At 68.2% G+C, this 22,513-nt stretch carries 20 protein-coding genes; 11 read left to right on the top strand and 9 right to left on the bottom strand.

Annotation, left to right across the window (positions count from 1 at the left end; genetic code table 11):
* Window positions 1-23 precede the first annotated feature (23 nt).
* From H0X95_RS00485 to H0X95_RS00470, 4 genes are all read left to right on the top strand, one after another.
* Window positions 24-1,877, top strand: a complete 1,854-nt coding sequence (locus H0X95_RS00485; RefSeq protein WP_059721478.1) for an ABC transporter ATP-binding protein — start codon at window positions 24-26, stop codon at window positions 1,875-1,877.
* 122 nt (window positions 1,878-1,999) lie between these two features.
* Window positions 2,000-2,512, top strand: a complete 513-nt coding sequence (locus tag H0X95_RS00480) for a DUF4262 domain-containing protein (RefSeq protein ID WP_102898725.1) — start codon at window positions 2,000-2,002, stop codon at window positions 2,510-2,512.
* A 192-nt stretch (window positions 2,513-2,704) separates the two neighbouring features.
* Window positions 2,705-3,877, top strand: a complete 1,173-nt coding sequence (locus tag H0X95_RS00475; RefSeq protein WP_059721479.1) for a porin — start codon at window positions 2,705-2,707, stop codon at window positions 3,875-3,877.
* A 102-nt stretch (window positions 3,878-3,979) separates the two neighbouring features.
* Window positions 3,980-4,624 (top strand): glutathione S-transferase family protein, encoded by a 645-nt coding sequence (locus tag H0X95_RS00470; protein ID WP_006490953.1) that lies wholly within the window; start codon window positions 3,980-3,982, stop codon window positions 4,622-4,624.
* A 117-nt stretch (window positions 4,625-4,741) separates the two neighbouring features.
* Here H0X95_RS00470 and H0X95_RS00465 read toward each other — a convergent pair whose 3' ends face one another.
* The 3 genes from H0X95_RS00465 to H0X95_RS00455 form a co-directional block, all read right to left on the bottom strand.
* Window positions 4,742-5,209: a hypothetical protein gene (locus H0X95_RS00465; protein ID WP_059721480.1), complete on the bottom strand. Its 468-nt coding sequence runs from the start codon at window positions 5,207-5,209 to the stop codon at window positions 4,742-4,744.
* Between the two features lie 57 nt (window positions 5,210-5,266).
* On the bottom strand, window positions 5,267-5,932 hold the full coding sequence (locus H0X95_RS00460) for a hypothetical protein (protein ID WP_059721481.1): 666 nt from the start codon (window positions 5,930-5,932) through the stop codon (window positions 5,267-5,269).
* Between the two features lie 198 nt (window positions 5,933-6,130).
* Window positions 6,131-7,108 (bottom strand): LysR substrate-binding domain-containing protein, encoded by a 978-nt coding sequence (locus H0X95_RS00455; RefSeq protein WP_034178557.1) that lies wholly within the window; start codon window positions 7,106-7,108, stop codon window positions 6,131-6,133.
* A gap of 57 nt (window positions 7,109-7,165) precedes the next feature.
* Here H0X95_RS00455 and H0X95_RS00450 point away from each other — a divergent pair, with 57 nt between their 5' ends.
* The 3 genes from H0X95_RS00450 (at window position 7,166) to H0X95_RS00440 (ending at window position 10,262) form a co-directional block, all read left to right on the top strand.
* Window positions 7,166-8,065 carry a DMT family transporter gene (locus H0X95_RS00450; RefSeq protein ID WP_006490937.1) on the top strand — a complete coding sequence of 300 codons (900 nt, stop codon included), beginning with the start codon at window positions 7,166-7,168 and terminating at the stop codon, window positions 8,063-8,065.
* Between the two features lie 652 nt (window positions 8,066-8,717).
* The gene (locus tag H0X95_RS00445; RefSeq protein ID WP_059721482.1) at window positions 8,718-9,872 is read left to right on the top strand and encodes a branched-chain amino acid ABC transporter substrate-binding protein; all 1,155 of its coding nucleotides are present in this window, start codon (window positions 8,718-8,720) and stop codon (window positions 9,870-9,872) included.
* Between the two features lie 87 nt (window positions 9,873-9,959).
* Entirely contained in the window at window positions 9,960-10,262 is a 303-nt protein-coding gene (locus H0X95_RS00440) for a hypothetical protein (RefSeq protein WP_006490931.1), read from the top strand.
* Window positions 10,263-10,347: 85 nt separating this feature from the next.
* Here H0X95_RS00440 and ydiJ read toward each other — a convergent pair whose 3' ends face one another.
* Window positions 10,348-13,395 (bottom strand): D-2-hydroxyglutarate dehydrogenase YdiJ, encoded by a 3,048-nt coding sequence (gene ydiJ / locus H0X95_RS00435; RefSeq protein WP_059721483.1) that lies wholly within the window; start codon window positions 13,393-13,395, stop codon window positions 10,348-10,350.
* Between the two features lie 153 nt (window positions 13,396-13,548).
* Here ydiJ and H0X95_RS00430 point away from each other — a divergent pair, with 153 nt between their 5' ends.
* A complete protein-coding gene (locus tag H0X95_RS00430) occupies window positions 13,549-14,439 on the top strand; it encodes a LysR substrate-binding domain-containing protein (RefSeq protein WP_006492443.1) in 891 nt (296 codons plus the stop codon).
* A gap of 20 nt (window positions 14,440-14,459) precedes the next feature.
* Here the strand turns inward: H0X95_RS00430 and H0X95_RS00425 are convergent, their stop codons facing one another.
* Window positions 14,460-15,308, bottom strand: coding sequence for a LysR substrate-binding domain-containing protein (locus H0X95_RS00425; protein WP_006490930.1), 849 nt, complete (start codon window positions 15,306-15,308; stop codon window positions 14,460-14,462).
* 111 nt (window positions 15,309-15,419) lie between these two features.
* On the opposite strand from H0X95_RS00425, the gene H0X95_RS00420 reads away from it, so the two are divergent.
* A complete protein-coding gene (locus tag H0X95_RS00420) occupies window positions 15,420-16,067 on the top strand; it encodes a LysE family translocator (protein WP_059721511.1) in 648 nt (215 codons plus the stop codon).
* Between the two features lie 64 nt (window positions 16,068-16,131).
* Here H0X95_RS00420 and sfnG read toward each other — a convergent pair whose 3' ends face one another.
* Genes sfnG through H0X95_RS00405 form a run of 3 tightly spaced genes read right to left on the bottom strand, consistent with a single transcriptional unit; the run spans window position 16,132 to window position 18,312 of the window.
* The gene (sfnG, locus tag H0X95_RS00415; RefSeq protein ID WP_006490941.1) at window positions 16,132-17,235 is read right to left on the bottom strand and encodes a dimethylsulfone monooxygenase SfnG; all 1,104 of its coding nucleotides are present in this window, start codon (window positions 17,233-17,235) and stop codon (window positions 16,132-16,134) included.
* Between the two features lie 37 nt (window positions 17,236-17,272).
* A complete protein-coding gene (msuE, locus tag H0X95_RS00410) occupies window positions 17,273-17,833 on the bottom strand; it encodes an FMN reductase (protein ID WP_006490935.1) in 561 nt (186 codons plus the stop codon).
* 53 nt (window positions 17,834-17,886) lie between these two features.
* A complete protein-coding gene (locus tag H0X95_RS00405) occupies window positions 17,887-18,312 on the bottom strand; it encodes a hypothetical protein (RefSeq protein ID WP_230204588.1) in 426 nt (141 codons plus the stop codon).
* Here H0X95_RS00405 and H0X95_RS00400 point away from each other — a divergent pair.
* Entirely contained in the window at window positions 18,311-19,438 is a 1,128-nt protein-coding gene (locus H0X95_RS00400) for a sigma-54 interaction domain-containing protein (RefSeq protein WP_080403523.1), read from the top strand. The two genes, H0X95_RS00405 and H0X95_RS00400, sit on opposite strands and share 2 nt — an antisense overlap.
* 258 nt (window positions 19,439-19,696) lie before the next feature.
* On the top strand, window positions 19,697-21,397 hold the full coding sequence (dhaL, locus tag H0X95_RS00395; protein WP_059721484.1) for a dihydroxyacetone kinase subunit DhaL: 1,701 nt from the start codon (window positions 19,697-19,699) through the stop codon (window positions 21,395-21,397).
* Window positions 21,398-21,588: 191 nt separating this feature from the next.
* Here dhaL and H0X95_RS00390 read toward each other — a convergent pair whose 3' ends face one another.
* Window positions 21,589-22,500: an amidohydrolase family protein gene (locus H0X95_RS00390; RefSeq protein ID WP_043205851.1), complete on the bottom strand. Its 912-nt coding sequence runs from the start codon at window positions 22,498-22,500 to the stop codon at window positions 21,589-21,591.
* Between the last annotated feature and the right edge of the window lie 13 nt (window positions 22,501-22,513).

Genomic DNA, 22,513 nt, shown 5'->3' with positions numbered 1-22,513 from the left:
ATCGCATCAAGGAGAGGTTTTCAATGTATTCGTGGTTTGAACGGCGCCTGCCGACTTTCCCGCTCGAAGATCCCGTCACGCCGCCGAAGGGATTCTTCTCGTTCGTCTGGGCGTGCACGAAAGGCGCACGCGGCTGGCTCCTGCTGATCGCGCTGACGTCGGCCGCGCTGGCCGCGTACGAAGCCGCGCTGTTCGCGATGATGGGGCACGTGGTCGACTGGTTGTCGTCGTCGACGCCGGCCGAATTCGGCAGTCGCCACTTCGGCGCGCTCGCGGGCTTCGCGGCGATCCTCGCCGGCAGCGCGCTGTTGATCGCACTGCACACGATGGTCAAGCACCAGGTGCTCGCGATCAACTTCCCGATGCGGTTGCGCTGGCTGTTTCACCGGCTGATGCTCGACCAGAGCCTGTCGTTCTATGCGAACGAGTTCGCGGGCCGCGTGACGACCAAGATCATGCAGACCGCACTCGCGGTGCGCGACGCGCTGTTCATGTCGGTCGACGTCGTGATCGGCGTCACCGCCTACCTGATCGGCATCCTCGTGCTCGCCGCCAGCTTCGACTGGCGGCTGATGATTCCGCTCGCGCTGTGGGCGCTCGGCTACGGCGCGGCGTGCGCGTATTTCGTGCCGCGTCTCGGTGCGGTCGGCAGCCGGCAGGCCGACGCGCGCGCGCTGATGACGGGCCGCATCACCGACGCGTATTCGAACATCACGACCGTGAAGCTGTTCTCGCATACGCGGCGCGAAGCCGACCACGCGCGGCGCGCGATGGAAGCGTTCAAGGCGACCGGCGACGCGCAGATGCGGCTCGTCAGCGCGTTCGAGATCGTCAACCACCTGCTGTCGACGCTGCTGCTGATCGGCTCGGCCGGCCTCGCCCTCGTGCTGTGGATGCACGGCGAGGCGAGCGCGGGCGTGGTCGCGGCCGTGATCGCGATGGCACTGCGCCTGTCGAGCTATTCGCACTGGATCATGTGGGAAATGACCGAACTGTTCGAGAACGTCGGCACGATCCAGGACGGCATCAACACGCTGACGAAGGTGCGCAGCGTGGTCGACGCGCCCGATGCGAAGCCGCTCGTGGTGCAGCGCGGCGAAATCGTGTTCGACAACGTGCAGTTCGCGCACGAGGACAACGATCGCGCGGTATTCGACGGGCTGAACCTGACGATCCGGCCGGGCGAGCGCATCGGCCTGATCGGCCGCTCGGGCGCCGGCAAGTCGACGCTCGTGAACCTGCTGCTGCGTTTCTACGACGTCGGCGGCGGCGCGATCCGGATCGACGGGCAGGACATCGCGCACGTGACGCAGGACAGCCTGCGCGGCGCGATCGGGATGGTCACGCAGGATACGTCGCTGCTGCACCGGACGATGCGCGAGAACCTGCTGTACGGCCGCCCCGACGCGACCGAGCGCGAGATGCGGGACGCGGCCGTGCGCGCGGAAGCGTCCGAGTTCATCGACCGGCTGCGCGACCGCCACGGCCGCAGCGGCTACGACGTCGAGGTCGGCGAGCGCGGCGTGAAGCTGTCGGGCGGCCAGCGGCAACGCGTCGCGCTCGCGCGCGTGATGCTCAAGGACGCGCCGATCCTCGTGCTCGACGAAGCGACCAGCGCGCTCGATTCCGAGGTCGAAGTCGCGATCCAGCGCAGCCTCGACAGCCTGATGAGCGGCAAGACGGTGATCGCGATCGCGCACCGGCTGTCGACGATCGCCGCGATGGACCGGCTGATCGTGCTCGACGAAGGGCGCATCGTCGAGGAAGGCACGCACCAGCAGTTGCTGCAGGCGGGTGGCATTTACGCCGCGCTGTGGGCGCACCAGAGCGGCGGGTTCCTCGGGGAGACGGCGGAAGCGGAAAGCGTCGAGCAGTAGCCGGAACCGCTGTGGCAACATGGCGGCACGGCGATCGCGGGTGGGCTTCACCGCGATCGCCTACCCGCCGGCAGGACGCCATCGCTGCTTGCCGCCGCCCGACCCGGAATCAAGGAAACTCCGTGAACACACGGCCGGATATCGCCACTGCGCTCGACGCGCCCGATTCGGTGCTCGACGAAGACGAGCAGCGCTTCGTGCATCAAATCCGCCAGCACGGGTGGTTCCGCACGGAAGTGTTCGCGGAAGACGACCAACCGGGCTTCTCGTTCACGACCGGGCTGTGGGTCAACCACGGCTTTCCGGAAATCATCGTGTTCTCTCTGCCGGCGCGCCTCGTCCATGACGTGCTGTGGGGCGTCTACCGAAAAGTCGCGGCCGGCACGCCGCCGCCGGTCGGGGAAGTCACGTCCGCCGTCTACGGCAACGCGAACGCGCTGCTGATGCCGGTCGAGCCAGCGCATTACGAAGCCCATCTCGGCTGGAACCGCTGGTTCTACGGCAACGACGCGTTCCCGTGCGTCCAGTTGCTGTGGCCCGACCGCAACGGGATTTTTCCGTGGCAACCGGAAGCGGACGATGCATTGAACGCGGCGCAGCCGCGCCTGTTCGCATCGGGCGACGAGCGCCACTGACCCGCGGCGCCGGATCGCACCGCACGGCCGCGATGCACGAGCCATTCGCGCGCCGCTCGTCAATCCGTTGCGCGCACACCCATCGCCGCGCCGCCTCATAACGATCCGACAATTTATTGGTTCCCTTGACGATGCGTCGTCCGTATCGTTCACCGATTCGTCAGACCAATCGACCAACGGGGGAATTCAACAATGAAACAGATCCGGTCATTCGCGTTGCTCGCGCTGCCGGCCGCGCTCTTCGCCGCGGGCGCCCACGCACAAAGCAGCGTCACGTTGTACGGCATCGCCGACGCGGGCATCGCGTACGTCCACAACGCGCAGAACGCGAACGGCAGCAACGCGTCGAACCTCGTCAAGTTCGGCAGCGGCAACCTGTCGGGCAGCCGCTGGGGACTGCGCGGCATCGAGGATCTCGGCAGCGGCCTGTCCGCGCTGTTCCAGCTCGAGAACGGCTTCAACATCGGCACCGGCGCGCTCGGCCAGGGCCAGCGCGAATTCGGCCGCAAGGCCGTCGTCGGCCTCGCGAGCAGCACCTACGGCACCGTGACGCTCGGCCGCCAGTACGATCCGATCGTCGATCTCGTGCAGGGCCTCACCGAAGACAACTACTTCGGCGGCGTGTTCGCGACGCCGGGCGATCTCGACAACTACGACAACAGCCTGCGCGTCAGCAACTCGGTGAAATACACGAGCCCGCTGATCTCCGGCTTCCAGTTCGCCGCGCTGTACGGCTTCGGCGGCGTCGCGGGCGCGACCGGCAGCGGCCGCACGTACAGCTTCGGCGCGAGCTACGCGAACGGCCCGCTGTCGCTCGGCGCCGGCTACTTCTACGCGAACGGCGGCACGACGCTCGCCAATGGCGTGCGGACGTGGTCGAGCAGCTCCGACACGCTGTTCAACACCGTGATCAACCAGGGCTTCTCGAGCGCGAAGTCGATCCAGATCGTGCGCGCGGCCGGCCAGTACGTCGCCGGGCCGGCGACCTTCGGCCTCGCGTACTCGAACACGCAATACGGCGCGGACACGCTGTCGGCGTTCAACCGGAACGCGAAGTTCAACAACGGCTCGGCGTTCTTCAACTGGCAGTTCACGCCGGCGCTGCGCGCGGGCGTCGGCTACAACTACACGTCGCTGACGGGCCCGGCTTCCGCGCACTACAACCAGGTCAACCTCGGCGCGGACTACGCGCTGTCGAAGCGCACCGACCTGTATGCGCTGTTCGGCTACCAGAAGGCGAGCGGCAACACGCTCGACGCGAGCGGCGCGACCGTGAAGGCCGCCGCATCGGTCGGCGCGTACGGCGTGAACTCCGGCACCGATACGCAGGAGCTCGCGATCGTCGGCATCCGCCACAAGTTCTGATCGTCCCGGCGCACGACGATCGCCGCAGGCGCGCACCACGAGGCGCGCCTGCTGCGTTTACACTGTCCATCTTCACGTTCGTCACGACACAGGGAGCCCGCGATGCTGACGGTATGGGGACGACGCAACGCGTTCAATGTCCAGAAGGTGATGTGGCTCGTCGACGAGCTCGCGCTCCCGCATCGGCACGTACCGGCCGGCGGCGGGTTCGGCGTGCTCGATACGCCCGACTTCCTCGCGATGAACCCGCACGGGCGCATCCCGGTGATCGACGACGACGGAACCGTCGTCTGGGAATCGCACAGCATCCTGCGCTACCTCGCCGCGCGTCACGGGCGCCCGGGCTTCTGGCGCGACGATCCCGCCGAGCAGTCGCGCGCCGACCGCTGGATGGACTGGGCGCAGACGACCCTGCAGCCGGCGTTCCTCAACGGCGTGTTCCGCGGCTACTACCGCACGCCGCCCGAGCAACGCGACACCGTGCGCGTCGAACAGAGCATCGCGCAATGCGCGCAGTATTTCCGGCTGCTCGACACCGTGCTGGCCGGGCAGCCGTTTCTCGCGGGCGACGCGATCACGCTCGCCGACATCGCGGTCGGCACGCACCTCTACCGGTATTTCGAGCTCGATATCGCGCGACCCGACGTGCCGCACGTCACGGCGTGGTATGAACGATTGAAGGCGCGGCCTGCGTATCGCGCGCACGTGATGATCCCGTTCGACGAGCTGCGCGGCAAGCTCGACTGAGCGGGTGCGAGGCCGGTCGCATCGGCATGTCGCGTACTGCCTGATTTCCCGCCTCTCGCTTCGGCAGGTCGGGACACCGATGAAGATGGCTGACGCCCGCGGCGGTCGATGCCGGGATCAGCGCGTAGCGTGGCGCTGGGCAACGCAATAAACGGCCGCCGCCGTGATCCCGAACATCAGATGAGCGATCAGCGTGATCGTGTCGCGAACTGCGGTGAACCACGGAAAGATCGTCGTGAACCCGTACAGGTTCACGCCGTACAGAAGGAGCCCGAACACGCCGCCGGCGAGTAACGCGGGCCCGAGCGACAGGTGCCGGATGACACGTACCAGCACGGCCGCATAGACCAGCGAAAGCACCGCATGCACGAGCGTCGCCACGCCCATGACCAGCGGATCGAACCCGCCGGGCGCACCGAGCACGCGCGGCCCCATCACGATCGCGGCCGTGAGGCGCGCGTCGCGCAACAGGTTCCGGACGGCGTCATCGCCGCTCATCGCCCAGAGCAGCAACTCGATGACGGTCGATGCGATCGCCGCGCCAACCGCCGCGCAGAGAATCGGGACCGCACTCGCTCGTTTCACTGGTCGCCCTCGTGGCGAACGAGTCGACGGATCGAGGCGGCCGCCATGCAATATGGCTTACGCCCCGTCACAGTCCGACCAGTACGCGAACGGATCGCGATGTTTCGGATAGTGCTCGTCCAGCCATTTCAGCAGCGTCGCCCGCGCATTGTCGATGTCGGCCTTCAACGACGACGTCGTCAGTTCGTGCAGTTCGATGGACTTTTCCCGATCCATCACGAAGCAGTTCCAGTCCGGGCCGTCGAGATCCGGATCGTCGGATGCCTTCGACGACTTGCTCCAGCCGAAACGCTTGCGCGCATCGATGTAGTAGCGCGGATGCACCTTCAGATACGACATCTCGCCGCCCTGCAGGCTGCTCTCCGCGCGCAGCACGTCGCGCTCGTCGACGATCTGCGTGACTTCCGGAAGCCGGCGCGAGCGCCATCCGGCGGGTAGCGTCGCCACCGCACGGACGCTGTCGTAGGTGCCCCACTCGAGACCCCAGGCTTCGGCCATGCGCTTCATGAACGCGTCGGCGCTCGGATAACCGCGCAGCTGGATGCGGGTCGACAGCGTGACTTCCACCCCGCCGCGACCGCCGGATGCGCTCGACACCTCGTCGTCCGCTTCGAACGGATTGCCCGGACGCGGCGATTCGCGCTTCGCGTCCGCAGGCGCCAGGCCGGAAAAAAGCTGATCCAGCGCCGCACGCGCCTTCGACGATTTGTCTGGTCTATTCATCGGTTCCCTTTTGTGCAAATTTGAACCCGTACTGCAATGGTTGGTGATTGGCCCATCCGCTGGCCAAAGGCGCGATTCTGCCTCACTCCGGCGATCTCGCCGTTTTCCGCGGCTGCATTGTAACGATTTGGCGGTAGCGGCAGAACGAACGGGACACGCGGGCCGCGGCGCCCGCCTGCGCGAACCGCAACGGACGCGCTAGCGCAGCGCCTTCACCATGCGCTCCATCAACGCGAGGACCTCCGGCCGATTCTCGCCCTTCGCATGCACGAAGTGATAGCTGAGCAACGAATCGACCTCGTGACGGCTCACGCGCACGAGTGCGCTGCGCTGCAGATACGCATCAGCAAGCGGCGTGCGCGCGAGCGCCACGCCGAGCCCGGCTTCGGCCGCCGCCAGCACGAGGTTGTAATCCTCGAACCGGCGATCCTGCGCACGCGGCTTGAACGGAATGCCGAGCGCATCGAACCACGTACGCCAGCCGGTCACGTCGGAATCGTGCAGCAACGGCATGTCGAGCAACGCCGCGTCGCCTGTTCCTCGGCGCATCCTTGCCAGTTGCGCGGCGAGCCGCGGATGCGCGACCGGATACAGCCGTTCCGGCATGAACGGGCGGGTTTCGAGCTGACGCCAGTTGCCGCGACCGTAACGGATCGACAGATCCGCTTCGCCGCCGGCGATATCCACATTGCGCAGCTCGATGCCGAGTTCGATGCGCAGCGCGGGCGCTTCGCTTTCGAGCGCGGGTTGCCGCTCGAACAGCCACAGCTGCGCGAATGCGGGCACCACACTCATCCGCACCAGTCGCGGCGTGCGCGGCGAACGCCACTGATCGGCCGCGCTGTCGATGATCGCGAACGCCTGCTCGATCCGGCCGACGAAACGCTGCCCGTCCGGCGTCAGGCGCACGCCGCGCGCATGCCGCTCGAACAGCGCCATCCCGAGCCAGTTTTCGACGGCGGCCACCCGTCGGCTGATCGCACCGTGCGTGACGCCGGAGACGTCGGCAGCCGCGAGAAACGACCCTTCGCGCGCCACCGTGCAGACCGTCTCCAGGCTCGCGAGCGGCGGCCGCGGGACCGGCATCGACGCGGCGGCCGCCAACCCGCCGGCCATCTGGCGCACCCGCGCCGGACCGCCGGCGCGCCGCGCGCCCGAGCTGTGAGCCATATTCATATCCGGGTGTTGATCTGTGCGCTAGCTTAGCATCTCGGCACACCGCACCATTGCCGCATGAATACCGTTTCGTCACCGACGTCGCGCAGCGCGCGACAACCGCTCGTCGCGGCAGCCGCGGTTGCGTTCACGATCGTCTCGTGGGCGTCCGCGTTCCCGTTCATCCGCATCGGCCTGCACGGCCTCGCACCGCTGCAGCTCGCGGCGGCGCGCTTCGCGACCGCCGCGTTGCTCGTGATCGCATGGCTCGCGTGGCGACGGCCACCGCGGCCGACGAAAGCCGATGCGTGGCGCTTTCTCGCGTGCGGCCTGCTCGGCATCGCACTCTACAACGCGCTGCTCAATACCGGCGAACAGACCGTGTCGGCCGGCGCCGCGAGTTTCATCGTGAATACGCTGCCGATCTTCACTGCGCTGCTGGCCGCCGTGTTCCTGCGCGAGCGCTTCAATCGCTGGGGCTGGCTCGGTTCGCTGGTCAGCCTGGCCGGCATCGCGGTGATCGCGCAAGGGCAGCCCGGCGGCCTCGTCCTCGGCTCGGGAAGCACGCTGATCCTCGGCGCGGCGCTGTGTTCGGCCAGCTATTTCGTGCTGCAGCGGCGGCTGATCCCCGTGTACGGCGCGCTGCCGTGCACCGCGTACACGCTGCTGGCCGGCGCGGTCCTGCTCGCGCCCTGGCTGCCCGGCGCGCTCGTGTCGCTCGGCGGCGGATCGCGCGATACGGCGCTGGCCGTCGTCGTACTCGGCGTCTTTCCCGCCGCGCTCGGTTACGCCACCTGGACCTTCGCGCTCGGCTACTTCGGCGCGGCGCGCGCGGCCAGCTTTCTCTACCTGACGCCGGCGGTCGCGACGCTCCTGTCGGTGGTGCTGACGGGCGAGCGGCCGGGCATCGCGACGGCGTGCGGCGGCCTGCTCGCGATTGCGGGAGTGATCGTCGTCGCGTTGCGCGGACGTGCCTAGCTGAAGTCGAGCCGGCAGCGAATTGCGCGGCTGACGCGACGATCCGACGGCAGAAGCGAGCCGGTCCCAAAACGCCTCCGCTTCTGCCGATCCGGATGAACGGTTCGGCCCGTGGAATCGGCACCCACTCGTGGGCGCGTGCCGAACCTGACCGTTAGTTGCATAAAGACGGACATCGCGCTCGATGCGGCACGACGGATGAAACCGGGTACACGATTCTCGCGTGACCAAACTGTGCAGACAAATCGACCGAACAGTTCCCGATTGACCGCGCGTCAGTGTCCATGGCTTCGCCCCGGCGACCGGCCGAATAATGGATGCGGCCGTAAGGCCGACGACAGCGAATCGCAGCCTTCGGGCCGCCGCGGCGCACGATTTCCGGCATCCGGCACCTTCGATCTCCGGGCGCCGACCCGTGTCGCGCCGGCCCGCTACGGGATTCGCCGCAGCGCGCAAAACCGGCTTCAGATATATTCATATGAATTGCACCGCGTCGGGTACCGGCCTGCCCGCTCGCCCCGGGCGGCACGTCATGCGGCCCGGCGCGATGCAAGTGAAGCCCGCGAGGGTATGGAGACTCGTCCGATCGCCCCGGCCCCGCAGCCGGCCGGTCGAGACGTCAATAGAAAGACATTCAATTCGGAGATGGCAGATGGAACGAAGCACTGTCGGCATGCGCTGCAAACCCCTGATCACCGTTGCACTGGCCGCCGCCGCGTTCGCGGCCGCGTCGACCGCGCTGGCCGACCAGGTCGTGAAGATCGGCAGCGTCGAACCGACGACGGGTGGCATCTCGCACCTCGGCAAGGACAACGAGAACGGCGCGCGCCTCGCGGTCGAGGAAATCAATGCGAAGGGCCTGACGATCGGCGGCAAGAAGGTCACGCTGCAACTCGACGCGCAGGATGACGCGGCCGACCCGCGCCAGGCCACGCAGGTGGCGCAGAAGCTGGTCGACGACAAGGTCGTCGCCGTGATCGGCCACCTGAACTCGGGCACGTCGATCCCGGCGTCGAAGATCTACAGCGACGCGGGCATCGTGCAGATCTCGCCGTCGGCCACGAACCCGACCTACACGCAGCAAGGCTTCAAGACGACCTACCGCGTCGTCGCGACCGACGCGCAGCAGGGCCCGGCGCTCGCGAGCTATGCGCAGTCGAAGGGCGTGAAGAGCGTCGCGGTGATCGACGATTCGACCGCGTACGGCCAGGGCCTCGCGAACGAATTCGAGAAGAAGGCGAAGGCGCTCGGCCTGAAGGTGCTGTCGCACGACGCGACCAACGACAAGGCGGTCGACTTCCGCGCGATCCTGACGAAGATCAAGGGCGAGAACCCCGACGCGATCATGTACGGCGGCATGGACGCCACCGGCGGCCCGCTCGCGAAGCAGGCGAAGCAGCTCGGCCTGCGCGCGAAGATCCTGTCCGGCGACGGCGTGTGCACCGACTCGCTGGCCGAGTTGGCCGGCCCGGCGGCCGACAACGTGCTGTGCTCGCAGGCAGGCGCTGCGCTCGAGAAGATGCCGGGCGGCGCGGACTTCCTCGCGAAGTACCAGAAGCGCTTCAACCAGGGCATCAAGTTCGATGCGCCGTTCGCGTATGACGCGGTCTATATCGCGGTCGACGCGATGAAGCGCGCGAATTCGACGGACCCGGCGAAGATCCTCGCGGCGATGCCGGCGACCAAGTACGACGGCGTGATCGGCACGACGACGTTCGACGCGAAGGGCGACCTGACGCACGGGATCATCTCGATCTACGGCTACAAGAGCGGCAAGAAGACCTTCCTCGACCAGGTGAAGATGTAACCCGACGCGGCGTCGGCACGACGGGAACGCCACCCGTCGGCGCCGGCGCCGCGCGGGCCGGATTCTGATTCACGGAGACGAAGCATCATGTGTGCAATGGCGTATGCGGAATTCCAACAGGAGTTGAAGAAGGCGCAGTTGACGGCGCGCGAGTTCGCCCGCCTGATCCGGATGAACGAAAGTTCGATCACCAACTATTCGAGCAAGGGCACCGTCCCTTCCCACCTCGCGGTCATCGCGAAACTGATCGGCACGCTGGCCGCGCACGAGATCGACTTCCGGCGCGTGATCCGGCAAATGCGGATCGAGCCGAAACGGCCACGCGGCGTCGGCGTGTTTCCCGCCGCGGAAAAACCGCGTCCGCGGAAAGCGGCGAAAGCCGACGCCTGACCCGCGCCGGCCAGGTCGAAAGCGGCACGGGGACGGCCGCTCGACGAACGATCGACGCGCCCTTACGCGCCGCACCGCTACAGCATCACCCTACCGCGCGCACATGATCGAGCAGCGCCTGCAACGGATGGCGCACCTGCTTCGACGACAGGCGTTTCACCTGGCTGCGACACGAATACCCGGTCGCCAGCGCCTCGCCCTCCTGCTCCGGCCCGTCGACGTGCGCGGCCCACGACTGCGCATAGATCGTCTTCGACGTCGCGAGATTGCGCGCCTCGTGCCCGTACGTGCCCGACATCCCGCAACACCCGGTCGCCTGAACCTGCAAGCGCAACCCGCGACGCGCGAACACCTGCGCCCATTGCTTGCCGCTGTCCGGCGCATTGGTCTTCTCCGTGCAGTGCGGCAGCAACCGATATGAAACCGTCGCCTTGCCCGCACCGGCTTCCGGCAACGCGCCCAGCAGCCACTCCTGCGGCAGCGCGACGGTCGGCACATCGGCGAGCCCCGTCACCTTCAGGTATTCCTGCCGATACGTCAGCGTCATCGCCGGATCGAGACCGACCAGCGCGACGCCCGAGCGCGCCAGTGCGGCCAGTTGCGTCGCGTTGCGGATCGCCGCCTTCGCGAATGCGTGAAGAAAGCCCTGCACGTGCAGCGCCTTGCCGTTCGGCGCGAGCGGCGCGAGCCACACCTGGAAACCGACGCGCGCCGCCAGCTCGATCAGCGTCGCCAGTTGCTCGGTATCGAAATAGCGCGTGAACGTGTCCTGCACGATGACGACGCTGCGCGCGCGCTGCGCCTCGCTCAGCGCGGCGAGCGCATGCGGATCGGCCGGCTTCACGTTCCATGCGCGGATCACGGCCGCGAGATCGAAGCGGCTCAGCAGCGGGCTGTCGACCATGCCGACCTGGCGCTCGAGCAGCGTCCTTACCCAGTTGGCGCCCATCAACCCGTTGTACAGCGCGGGCACGCGCGCCATCCACGGCATCGTGAATTCGAGCGAGCCGATCAGGTAATCGCGCAGCGGTCGCAGGTAGCGCTGGTGATACAGCTCGAGAAAGCGCGAGCGAAACTCGGGTACGTTCACCTTGACCGGGCACTGCCCCGCGCACGATTTGCATGCGAGACATCCGGCCATCGCGTCGTACACCTCGTGCGAGAAATCCGCGTCGCGACGACGCGCGTTGCGGCTGTTGCGCCAGCGCTCGGCCAGACCGCGCAGCAACGGCTGCCGCGTGCGCGCCGCCGCGACGACGTCGACGCCGGCCTGCCCTTGCAGGCGCAACCATTCGCGCATCAGCGACGCGCGCCCCTTCGGCGACTGCACGCGTTCGCGCGTCGCCTTCCACGACGGGCACATCGCGTCGTCGGGATCGAAGTTGTAGCACGCACCGTTGCCGTTGCAATGCATCGCGGTGCCGTAGCTCTGCCACACGCGCTCGTCGATCTGCCGGTCGTGGTCGCCGCGCGTCGGCACCTCGTCGATCTTCAGCAGCCGCAGCGTGGGGTCCGGCGGCGTCGCGATCTTGCCCGGGTTGAACTGGTTGTGCGGATCGAACGCGGCCTTCAACTGCTGCAGCGACGGATACAGCTCGCCGAAAAACGCCGGCGCATATTCGGAGCGCACGCCCTTGCCGTGCTCGCCCCACAGCAGGCCGCCGTGACGCTGCGTGAGTTCGGCCACCGCATCCGACACCGGCCGCACCAGCGCCGCCTGCTTCGGGTCCTTCATGTCGAGCGCCGGGCGCACGTGCAGCACGCCCGCGTCGACGTGGCCGAACATCCCGTACTGCAGCCCGTGGCCGTCGAGCAGCGCGCGAAATTCGGCGATGTACGCGGCGAGGTTCTCGGGCGGCACCGCGGTGTCCTCGACGAACGGTTGCGGACGCGCTTCGCCCTGCACGTTGCCGAGCAGGCCGACCGCGCGCTTGCGCATCGCGTACACGCGCTTCACCGCATCGTCGCCGGCCGCCAGCGTATGGCCGAGACGCTCCACGCTCGTATCGGTGCGCAGATGCTCGACGAACGCGCGCACCTGCGCATCGACGTCGTGTTCGTCGTCGCCGCTGAATTCGATCAGGTTGATGCCGAGCGTCGGACGCGCGTCGTCCTGCGGGAAATACTCGGCCACGCTGCTCCACACGAAGTCCTTCATCGCGAGCATCAGCACCTTCGAGTCGACCGTCTCGATCGACAGCGGCCGGTGTTCGAGCAGCGCGCGCGCGTCGCGCAGCGCGTCCATGAAGCCCGCGTAACGCACGTTGACCAGCACCGAAAACTTCGGGATCGGCAGCACGTTGAGCTTCGCCTCGACGACGAAGCCGAGCGACCCTTCCGCGCCGCACAGTACGCTGTTCAGGTTGAAGCGGCCGTCCGCTTCGCGCAGGTGCGCGAGGTCGTAGCCGGTCAGGCAGCGGTTGAGTTTCGGAAACTTCGCGTCGATCAACGCGGCCTTGTCGTCGCGGATGCGCCGCGCGGTGCGATATACCTTGCCGACGCGGTCCTGCCGCGCGCAGCGGCGCTCCAGTTCTGCTTCGTCGAGCGCGTCGCTGTGCAGCCGCTCGCCGCCCATCAGCACGAAATCGAGTTCGAGCACGTGGTCGCGCGTCTTGCCGTACGTGCAGCTGCCCTGCCCGCTCGCGTCGGTGTTGATCATCCCGCCGACGGTCGCGCGGTTCGACGTGGACAGCTCCGGCGCGAAGAACAGCCCGTGCGGCTTCAGCGCCGCATTGAGCTGATCCTTGACGACGCCCGCCTCCACGCGCACCCAGCGCGCTTGCGCATTGATTTCGAGGATCCGGTTCATGTTGCGCGACAGGTCGACGACGATGCCGTCGGTCAGCGACTGCCCGTTGGTGCCGGTGCCGCCGCCGCGCGCGGCCACCGCGACGTCGCGGTGCGCGGGCTCGGCCAGCAGCCGGGCCAGCAGCTGGACGTCATCCGCGTGCGCGGGGCAGATCACCGCTTGCGGCAGGCGCTGGTAGATCGAGTTGTCGGTGGCCTGCACGGTCCGGTTCGCGTGGTCCGCGCGGATTTCCCCGGCGAAGCCGGCGGCCTGCAGCGCGACGAGAAAATCGCGGTAAACGGTCGTGGGCGGGCTGGCGGGACGGGGCAACGGGACGATCGACATGGGGCAAAGGCGCAATGTGGGTGGGGCCGGCCGGTTCGCGCACGCCAAAACATGATTTTTTGGCAAGTTTCCGCTCGACCGGGAATTCCAGTATCTTTGGATATTCCGTCAGAAACAAACGAATTCTTACCCGGCGAAGCTTGCATAAAACTCATGAATTACCGTCGCCTCACCCCGTCGATGTCGCTGCTGCTCGTGTTCGAGGCCGCCGCCCGGCATGAAAGCTATACGCGCGCGGCCGACGAGCTGTCGCTGAGCCAGAGCGCGATCAGCCGGCAGGTCCAGACGCTCGAGGATCAGCTCGGCGTGCCGCTGTTCCGGCGTGAAGGCCGTTCGGTCAAGCTGACCGAAGTCGGCCGCCGCTACTTCGCCGAGCTGAGCGGCGCGCTCGGGCGCATTCGCGGCGCGACGCTGCAGGCGATGTCGCATCAGGCCGGCGCCGGCACGCTGCGGCTGGCCACCCTGCCGACGTTCGGGTCGAAATGGCTGCTGCCGCACCTGCACGGCTTCTACGCCGCGCATCCGGGCGTGACCGTGCACCTTCATTCGCGGATCGGCGCGCTCGATTTCCTCAACGACGACCTCGACGCGGCGATCACCGTCGGCGCGGGCGACTGGCCGGGCCTGCACGCGCACCGGCTGTACAACGAGTTCCTGATCGCGATCGCGCCGCCCGACGCCGGCGGCCGCCGCAAGGCCGACGCGCGCACGCCGGCATGGGCGGCGAAGCAGACGCTGCTGGGCGTGACGAGCAATCAGCAGGCCTGGGCCGAGTGGTTCTCGCACTATCGGCTCGATCATCGCCAGATGCGGATCGGTCCGAGTTTCGAGCTGACGTCGCACCTGATCCAGGCCGTGCGCGCCGGAATGGGGATCGGGCTGGTGCCGAAGGTGCTGGTGGAGGATGAATTGAGCCGCGGCGAACTCGACTCGATCGGCGACGCGATCACCAGCCAGCGCAGCTATTACCTCGTCTATCCGCCGGGCAACGAGACGCTGCCGTCGCTCGTCGCGTTCCGCGAATGGCTGCTGACGTCGTGCTGACGTGCCGCCCGTAGCGGGCTTCAGGCACGCCACTCGCCGAGGATCTGCTCGGCCAGGTAGTCGCACGGCGGGCGCGCAGACTGCGCGCTGCGCGCGAGCACGACCTCGAGTTCGCCGAGCGACGGCAGCCCGTGGCTCTCCGACAGCTGCAACAGGTGATCGGGCACGCAGCAGCGCGCAAGCGGCGCGATGGCGAGGCCGGCCTCGACCATGCTGAGCAGCCCGAGAAAGCTCGGGCTTTCGTATGACATCCGGTACGGAATCTTCCGCCGGTTCAGCGCCTTGATCGCATGATCGCGCGCCATGCTGCCGTGCGAGAACAGCGCAACCGGCAGCGGCCGCTCTTCCCACACGTTGCGCTTCGCCGATCCGGTCCAGACGATCGGTTCGAGCCGGATCAACTCGCCGGACACGCCCTTGACGCGGGTCAGGCACGCGAGGTCGACCGTGTTGTCCTTCAGCATCGGCACGAGCGCGCTGCTCGGCTGGCCGATCACGCGCACTTCCACGCGCGGATGCATCGCGGCGAACTTGCCGAGCACCTGCGGCAGCAGCGACGAGATGTAGTCGTCGGGCACGCCGATCGTCACGCGGCCGCGGATCTCCGGGCGCACGACCGACGCCCACGCCTCGTCGCGCATCGCAAGCATCCGGCGGCCGTAGTCGGCGAGCATCCTGCCGTCGTCGGTCGCCGTCACGTTGCGCGTGTCGCGGATGAACAGCGGCTTGCCGAGCGCGTCTTCCAGCGTCCTGATCTGCATGCTCACCGCCGACGGCGACCGATGCACGGCCTGCGCGCCCTGCGCGAACGATCCGGAATCCGCGACGGCGACCACCATCGCGAGCACATCGAGGTCGAGCTTCTTCATGTCGATTCAGAAAAACTGATCAATCGATTCAGTTTATCCCGTTTTACTGTTCACCTCCATCGCCGGACAATGCATTCCGTCGGCACTCACTCGATGCAGGAAGCAGAAAACATGCATACGTCCGGATCGCTCTACGGGTTTCTCGTCATCGGCGGCATGCTCGCGGTGACGCCGGGGCCGAACATGGTCTACGTGATGTCGCGCTCGATCGCGCAAGGGCGGGCGGCCGGACTCATTTCGCTCGCCGGCGTGATGATCGGCTACCTGTTCTACATGTTCGCCGCGGCGTTCGGCATCACGACGCTGTTCATGAGCGTGCCCTATGCGGGCAGCGTGCTGGGCGCGGTCGGGGCGACCTATCTGCTGTACCTCGCATGGCAGGCGGTGCGGCCCGGCGGCCGCTCGCCGTTCGAGGTGAAGACGCTGCCGAACGAGCAGCCGCTGCGGCTGCTCGCGATGGGCGCGACGACCAGCGTGCTGAACCCGAAGCTCGCGATGCTGTTCGTGTCGCTGCTGCCGCAGTTCATCGACTACGGCCAAGGCAGCGTGTTCGGCCAGTCGCTGTTTCTCGGCTCGCTGCTGATCGCCGCGTTCGCGTCGGCCAACGGGCTGGTGGCGATCTGCTCGAGCCGCCTCGCGAAGTTCCTGCACGGCCGCCCGGCGCTGCTGCTCGCGCAGCGCTGGGTGATGGGCCTCATCCTCGGCAGCCTCGGCGTGCAGATGGTGATCGAAGCATCGAAGCTGGCGGGCGTCGCGTGAGCGTCACGCCGCCGCACGCTCCCGCACGGTCGCGGGCCGCGCGCGCGGCGGGCAGGCATAAGCGTCACGCGGCGATGGCCTGCCGCTGCGCCTCCAGTTCGCGCACGAGCGGCAGCACGCGCTTGCCGAAGTATTCGACTTCCTCGATGAAGTGCAGGAACCCGGCCAGCACGAGATCGACGCCGATTGCCTTCAGGGCGACGATCCGCTCGGCGATCTGCTGCGGCGTGCCGATCAGGTTCGTGCGGAAGCCGTCGTTGTACTGCACCAGATCCTCGAACGTCGACTTCGCCCAGTTGCCCTCGCCTTCGGGCGACGCCTTGCCGGCCTGCTTCACCGCATCGCCGAACGCGTGCACGGCCTCGACGTGCGCATGCCGGATGATGTCGTCGAGCACGGCCTGCGCTTCTTCCTCGGTGTCGCGCGCGATCACGAACGCGTTGACGCCGATTCGCACGCGATGGTTGTTCGCGGCCGCCTTCGCGCGGATGTCGTCGATCTGCGCCTTCAGGTTCTCCGGCGTATTGCCGTTCGTGAAATACCAGTCGGACACGCTCGCCGCGTTGTCGCGCGCCGCGCGCGAGCTGCCGCCCTGGAAGATTTCCGGATGCGGCTTCTGCACCGGCTTCGGGCTCAGCGTGTAATCGTTGAAGCGATAGAAGTCGCCCTTGAACGTGAAGTTGTCCTGGGTCCAGATACCCTTGAGCGCCTGGATGAATTCCTTCGAGCGCCGATAGCGTTCGTCGTGCTCGAGCCACGGCTCGCCGATCGCGGTGAATTCGCCCTTGAACCAGCCGCTCACGACGTTGATCGCGATGCGCCCGTTCGAGATGTGGTCGATCGTCGCGAGCTGTTTCGCGACCACGGCCGGATGCCACGGCCCCGGCAGGATCGCGGCGAGCACCTTGAGCTTCGTCGTCGCATGCAGCAGCGCCTGGCTGAACGACACCGACTCGTGCTGGTATTCGGCGCCGTAGCCGGCCGTGAAGCGGATCTGGCTCAGCGCGTAGTCGAAGCCGGCCGCCTCGGCCGTGCGCGCGAGTGTCTGGTTGTACTCGAGGCTCCAGTCGGTGCGCTGCTCGATCGTGCTGACGACGAGGCCGCCGCTGACGTTCGGCACCCAGTACGCGAATTTGACGCCATCGGCGGAAGGGTCGGGAAGGCTCATGAAGGTGTCCTGGTCGAAGGGGAAACGAAAAAGCGGCTTACGCGGCCGCGACGGAAGGCGCGGGCGCGCGCAGTTGCGGCACCGCGCGGTCCACGGCGAGCGCGATGCGCTCGCGCAACGCCGCACTGGCGATCTGGTACTGGTCGAAATCGCTTTCGGACGCGTACACGCCGATCGGCAGCGTGCGCGCCTGGAAGAAGCTGAACAGCGGGCGCAGTTGATGGTCGATCACGAGCGCATGCCGCTCGCTGCCGCCGGTAGCCGCGAGCAGCACCGGCACGTCGACGAGCGCGTCGTGGCGCACGAGATCGAACAGGTGCTTGAAGAGGCCCGTGTACGACGCGCGATACACCGGGCTCGCGACGACCAGCGCATCGGCCGTCTCGATCGTGCGGATCAGCGCGTCGAGATCGGCCGGTACCTGCGCACGCGTCAGCGCGCCGGCCAGCCGGCTGCCGATCTCACCGAGTTCGATCAGCCGCGTCTCGATCGGCAGCGCGGCGCCCAGCGCCGTGACGATCGCGTCGGTCAGCGCCAGCGTGCGCGACGGCCGCTGCAGGCTGCCCGATATCGCGACGACGTTGAGGGTGTGGCTCATGCAATGCGTTCCCGTGGTGAAGCCGCGTGTCGATGCGGCGATACCGGTTCGGGTCAGCAAGGAGCGTGCCATCGGCATGGATGCGCGAAAGAAATCTCGTCCGGACAACGAAATTTCTTGTCATCGCCCGCCGGCACTGGCGCGCCGCCAAATGCGCGATGCTGGCAAGCATTGCGACGCGCGTGCCACATCGATATTCCGCGACGCGATGAACTGGATGCAGCGGATCTGCTGATGTGCTGCTGATCAGACAGCAACGCATCACGCGCGATAGCGTCGAATTCGACGTTTCGACGTCGCGGCACCGCCGCTCTGCCGCGCCATTGCGGGTTCCGCAGCAATCGCACTTTGGTTATCAGAAATCGATGCTTTTCGCGCGCGGCGAAACGTTCAACACTCTGCTGACCACGCAGCAGCCGGACCGCGGCGCCCGCCGGCACGGGCGCGCTCGGCCCGGCCATCCAACGGTTCATCGCCATGACTTCGATTTCCGCATCGCCACGCCCGCTCAATCTTCGTATCGTCGCCGCATCGCGCGACCCGGCTGCACGGCAGGCCGCGGCGCCGGTGCTCGCGCTGCCCGAACGTCACGCACCGTCCCGCGCGCAGGCGCAGGTGTTCGCCGACCCGCGTTCGCTCGCGCTGCTCGAACAGGTTCGCCGCGTCGCGCCGAGCGACGCGAACGTGCTGATCGTCGGCGAGACGGGCACCGGCAAGGAACTGATCGCCCGCCGCGTGCACGCGCTCGGCGCCCGTCGCGACGGACCGTTCGTCGCGGTGAACTGCGGCGCATTCTCCGAAACGCTCGTCGACAGCGAACTGTTCGGCCACGAGAAAGGCGCGTTTACGGGCGCGTTGAGCACGAAGCCCGGCTGGTTCGAAGCCGCGCACGGCGGCACGCTGTTTCTCGACGAAATCGGCGACTTGCCGCTCGCGATGCAGGTCAAGCTGCTGCGCGTGCTGCAGGAACGCGAGGTCGTGCGGCTCGGTTCGCGCACGGGCATTCCGGTCGACGTGCGTGTGGTCGCGGCGACCAACGTCGACTTGCAGCAGGCGGTCGCGGCCGGACAGTTTCGCGGCGACCTGTTCTACCGGCTCAACGTCGTCCAGCTCGCGGTTCCGCCGCTGCGCGAGCGGCCGGGCGACATCCTGCCGCTCGCGCGGCACTTCTTCGACGTTTACCGCGACCGGCTCGGCGGCGGGCCGCACCGCCTCGATCCGCGCGCCGAGCGCCGGCTCCACGCACACGACTGGCCCGGCAATATCCGCGAACTGGAGAACGTGATCCATCACGCGCTGCTCGTGAGCCGCCACGACACGCTGCAGGACACCGACCTGCACATCGCGCCGCCGTGTCCGCCGGCCATCGCCGCGCCCGCGGCCCATTCGTCCGCCGACGCACAGGCGGCGCTCGAACACGCGCTGCGCGACCTGTTCGACGACGGGCACGGCAATCTCTTCGAGCACATCGAGGACACGGTCATGCGCGTCGCGTTCGAATTCAGCCATCGCAACCAGATCCGGGCCGCGCAGTTGCTCGGCATCAGCCGCAACGTGCTGCGCGCGCGGCTGATTCGCGCGAAGGCGATCACCGCGCTGAAGTAGCGGCGCCCGGCGCCCGGCGCACGCCGCCGTTCCGCCCCGGCGCCATGACGCCATCGCGCCGCGATCCGCGCCGCAACGTCCGAACCTGATGTATCGTGGCGCGAAGCGTACGCTTCGTTGCCCGCCCCGCACCGGTCGTCGGTCATGCGATCGGCTGCGACAGGCAACGGCTCGCGCACGATGCTCCGCAACACGAAAGCCGTCCGGCGCCCGTGCGCGCCCGGCCGAGCCCCGTTCACCCGTCCGGAATCCTTCGCCATGAAAAAGCTTGTGAACCGCCCGTCCGACGTCGTGCGAGAAATGCTGGAAGGCATCGCGCGACAATCGCCGCATCTCGCGATCCTCGGCGACGAGCACGTGCTCGTCCGCCAGCCGCTGCCCGAGCCGTCGCAGCGGCCGGTCGCGGTCCTGTCCGGCGGCGGCAGCGGCCACGAACCCGCGCACGGCGGCTATGTCGGCGAAGGGATGCTGAGCGCGGCCGTGTGCGGCGAAGTGTTCACGTCGCCGTCGACCGACGCCGTGCTCGCCGCGATCCGCGCGAGCGCCGGCCCGAACGGCGCGCTGCTGATCGTGAAGAACTACACCGGCGACCGGCTCAATTTCGGGCTCGCCGCCGAGCTTGCGCGTGCGGAAGGCATTCCGGTCGAAACCGTCATCGTCGCCGACGACGTGTCGCTGCGCGGCCGCGTCGAGCGCGGCCAGCGACGCGGGATCGCCGGCACCGTGCTGATCCACAAGCTCGCGGGCGCCGCCGCCGCGCGCGGGCTGCCGCTGGCCCGCGTCGCGAGCATCGCGCGCGACGCGGCGGCCGAGCTCGGCACGATGGGCGTCGCGCTCGACGGCTGCACGATCCCGGGCGCCGACAAATCGGGCTTCAGCCTCGCCGATCACGAGATCGAGCTGGGCCTCGGCATCCACGGCGAGAAAGGCGTCGAGCGCCGCGCGCCGCTGCCGGCCGATGCGCTGGCCGATACGCTGCTGTCGAGCATCGTCGCCGATCTCGTGCTCGACCGCGACGAACGCGTCGCGCTGTTCGTCAACGGTCTCGGCGCGACGCCGGACATGGAACTCGCGATCGTGCTGCGCGCCGCGTTCGACAACCTGAGCCGGCGCGGCATCGTCGTCGCGCGCGCGTGGGCCGGCACGTTCCTGTCCGCGCTGAACATGCCGGGCTGCTCGATCTCGGTGCTGCGGCTGAACGACGAACGCGCAGCGCTGCTCGACGCGCCGACGCAGGCGCGCGCCTGGCCGGGCGGCGGCCTCGTGAACACGCGGATTCGCGTGGCCGCGGCCGCGTCGCAGGACGCGCCGCCGCCGCCGCTCGATGCGGCCGGCCGCGCATGGGCCGCGCGCCTGCAACCGGCGCTGCACGCCGTGGCGCAGACGCTGATCGATCACGAGCAGATGCTGACGGATCTCGATGCGGCAGCCGGTGACGGCGATCTCGGCGCGAGCATGCGGCGCGCCGCGCACGCGATTCTCGAACTACCCGACACCGCGTACGGCACGCCGTCCGGTGCGCTCGCGGCGCTCGGCGCCGCGTTGCGCCGCGCGATCGCCGGCAGCTCCGGGCCGTTCTATGCGACCGCGCTGCTGCGCGCGTCGCGCCGGCTGGCCGATCTCGCCGAGCCGTCGCCGCGCGACTGGGCCGCGGCATTCCGCGCGGCGGTCGATGCGATCGGCGAACTCGGCGGCGCGCAGGCAGGCGACCGGACGATGCTCGATGCGCTGGTGCCGGCCGTCGATGCATTCAGCCGTGCGCTCGACGGCGATCGCGATCCCGCGAGTGCCTGGACGGCGGCCGTGGAAGCGGCCGAGCGAGGCGCGGAGGATACGGCGCGCATGACGCCGCGCGCGGGACGGGCCAGCTATCTCGGCGAGCGCGCGATCGGCACGCCGGATGGCGGGGCGGTGGCCGTGTCGTACTGGTTGCGGGCGTTGCTGCCGCACGTGCGCTGAACGGTGGCGGCGCGCGCGTCAGCCTGGCGTGCGCGCGTTCTTCCGCCCCGACACGAGAGAGAACGGCACGCGGGCCGCGCGGCCCATCGGCGGCCGGACCGGCATGGCGGAAGCCGTCGTCAGGTTCATGGTCGCGTCGCGCACGGCGGATGGCCGCGCTTTCGCCATGCACATGCGTGCCGCCTACCCGCTCACCCGTTCCCGTCGAACCGGTACAGCGCCGCCGGCGTATCGACCAGTACCTGTCTGCGTCCGGCCTCGTCCGGCAGCAGCGTCGCCAGATACCGGTACGCGAGCGCATCGTCGACGGCCTTCTCGTATCCGACATGCGGCCAGTCGCTACCCCACACGAGCCGCTGCGTACCGAACGCATCGCGCAGCGCGCGCATCGCCGCCAGCCCGGACGCCTGCCAGCGATCGGCGCGGTCGTTCCGGTAGGCGCCCGACACCTTGACCCACACGCGCTTGCTCGTCGCCGTCGTCAACAGATAGCGGAAGCCGGGATCGTCGATCCCGAGCCGCGGATCGGGCCGGCCGAAATGGTCGAGCGAGACGTCGACGCCCGCGTCGAGCAGCGGCGGCATCAGCGCCGGCAACCGGGCGGCCTCCGCATGCAGCTCGACTTGCCAGCCATGCGCGCGCAGCAGCGGAAACAGCGTGCGCCACGCCGCGTCCGCGAAATCCGGATCGCGTTCGCCGATCAGGTTCAGCCGGATGCCGCGCACGCCGAGCGGCGTCCATGCGGCAACCTGCTCCGCATCGCGCGCGGGATCGATCACGACGATGCCGCGCAAACGCGCGGGTTGCGCGCGCAGCGCGGCAAGCAGATAGCGGTTGTCGGTGCCCAGAAAGCTCGGCTGGATCAGCACGCCATTCGACATGCCGTGCCGGTCGAGCATCGCGAGGTACTGGTCGAGCGACGCGTCGTACGCGATCGTGTAGCGATGGCCCGGCACGAGCGGCAGCGTCTTCAGGAACACGTGCGCGTGCGCGTCGACGCCGGTAACCGTCCGCCGATCCGGCGTCGCGCCGGCGCATCCGCCGAGCACCTCGGCCATCGCGATGCCGGCGAGTGCGCGGTTGAACGACCGCCTCGAAATCATGGGTGTCTCCTGT

The sequence above is a fragment of the Burkholderia sp. 9779_493 genome (assembly GCF_015712215.1).
GTDB classification, from domain to species: domain Bacteria; phylum Pseudomonadota; class Gammaproteobacteria; order Burkholderiales; family Burkholderiaceae; genus Burkholderia; species Burkholderia cenocepacia.
This window is presented reverse-complemented; position numbering and strand designations above follow the sequence as displayed.

What these genes read in the sequence shown, in the direction of transcription:
- H0X95_RS00485 (WP_059721478.1), top strand. Translation starts at nt 24, where the DNA reads ATGTATTCGTGGTTTGAACGGCGCCTGCCGACTTTCCCGCTCGAAGAT.
- H0X95_RS00475 (WP_059721479.1), top strand. Translation starts at nt 2,705, where the DNA reads ATGAAACAGATCCGGTCATTCGCGTTGCTCGCGCTGCCGGCCGCGCTC.
- H0X95_RS00470 (WP_006490953.1), top strand. Translation starts at nt 3,980, where the DNA reads ATGCTGACGGTATGGGGACGACGCAACGCGTTCAATGTCCAGAAGGTG.
- H0X95_RS00460 (WP_059721481.1), bottom strand. Translation starts at nt 5,932, where the DNA reads ATGAATAGACCAGACAAATCGTCGAAGGCGCGTGCGGCGCTGGATCAG.
- H0X95_RS00455 (WP_034178557.1), bottom strand. Translation starts at nt 7,108, where the DNA reads ATGAATATGGCTCACAGCTCGGGCGCGCGGCGCGCCGGCGGTCCGGCG.
- H0X95_RS00450 (WP_006490937.1), top strand. Translation starts at nt 7,166, where the DNA reads ATGAATACCGTTTCGTCACCGACGTCGCGCAGCGCGCGACAACCGCTC.
- H0X95_RS00445 (WP_059721482.1), top strand. Translation starts at nt 8,718, where the DNA reads ATGGAACGAAGCACTGTCGGCATGCGCTGCAAACCCCTGATCACCGTT.
- H0X95_RS00440 (WP_006490931.1), top strand. Translation starts at nt 9,960, where the DNA reads ATGTGTGCAATGGCGTATGCGGAATTCCAACAGGAGTTGAAGAAGGCG.
- ydiJ (WP_059721483.1), bottom strand. Translation starts at nt 13,395, where the DNA reads ATGTCGATCGTCCCGTTGCCCCGTCCCGCCAGCCCGCCCACGACCGTT.
- H0X95_RS00430 (WP_006492443.1), top strand. Translation starts at nt 13,549, where the DNA reads ATGAATTACCGTCGCCTCACCCCGTCGATGTCGCTGCTGCTCGTGTTC.
- H0X95_RS00425 (WP_006490930.1), bottom strand. Translation starts at nt 15,308, where the DNA reads ATGAAGAAGCTCGACCTCGATGTGCTCGCGATGGTGGTCGCCGTCGCG.
- H0X95_RS00420 (WP_059721511.1), top strand. Translation starts at nt 15,420, where the DNA reads ATGCATACGTCCGGATCGCTCTACGGGTTTCTCGTCATCGGCGGCATG.
- sfnG (WP_006490941.1), bottom strand. Translation starts at nt 17,235, where the DNA reads ATGAGCCTTCCCGACCCTTCCGCCGATGGCGTCAAATTCGCGTACTGG.
- msuE (WP_006490935.1), bottom strand. Translation starts at nt 17,833, where the DNA reads ATGAGCCACACCCTCAACGTCGTCGCGATATCGGGCAGCCTGCAGCGG.
- H0X95_RS00400 (WP_080403523.1), top strand. Translation starts at nt 18,311, where the DNA reads ATGACTTCGATTTCCGCATCGCCACGCCCGCTCAATCTTCGTATCGTC.
- H0X95_RS00405 (WP_230204588.1), bottom strand. Translation starts at nt 18,312, where the DNA reads ATGGCGATGAACCGTTGGATGGCCGGGCCGAGCGCGCCCGTGCCGGCG.
- dhaL (WP_059721484.1), top strand. Translation starts at nt 19,697, where the DNA reads ATGAAAAAGCTTGTGAACCGCCCGTCCGACGTCGTGCGAGAAATGCTG.
- H0X95_RS00390 (WP_043205851.1), bottom strand. Translation starts at nt 22,500, where the DNA reads ATGATTTCGAGGCGGTCGTTCAACCGCGCACTCGCCGGCATCGCGATG.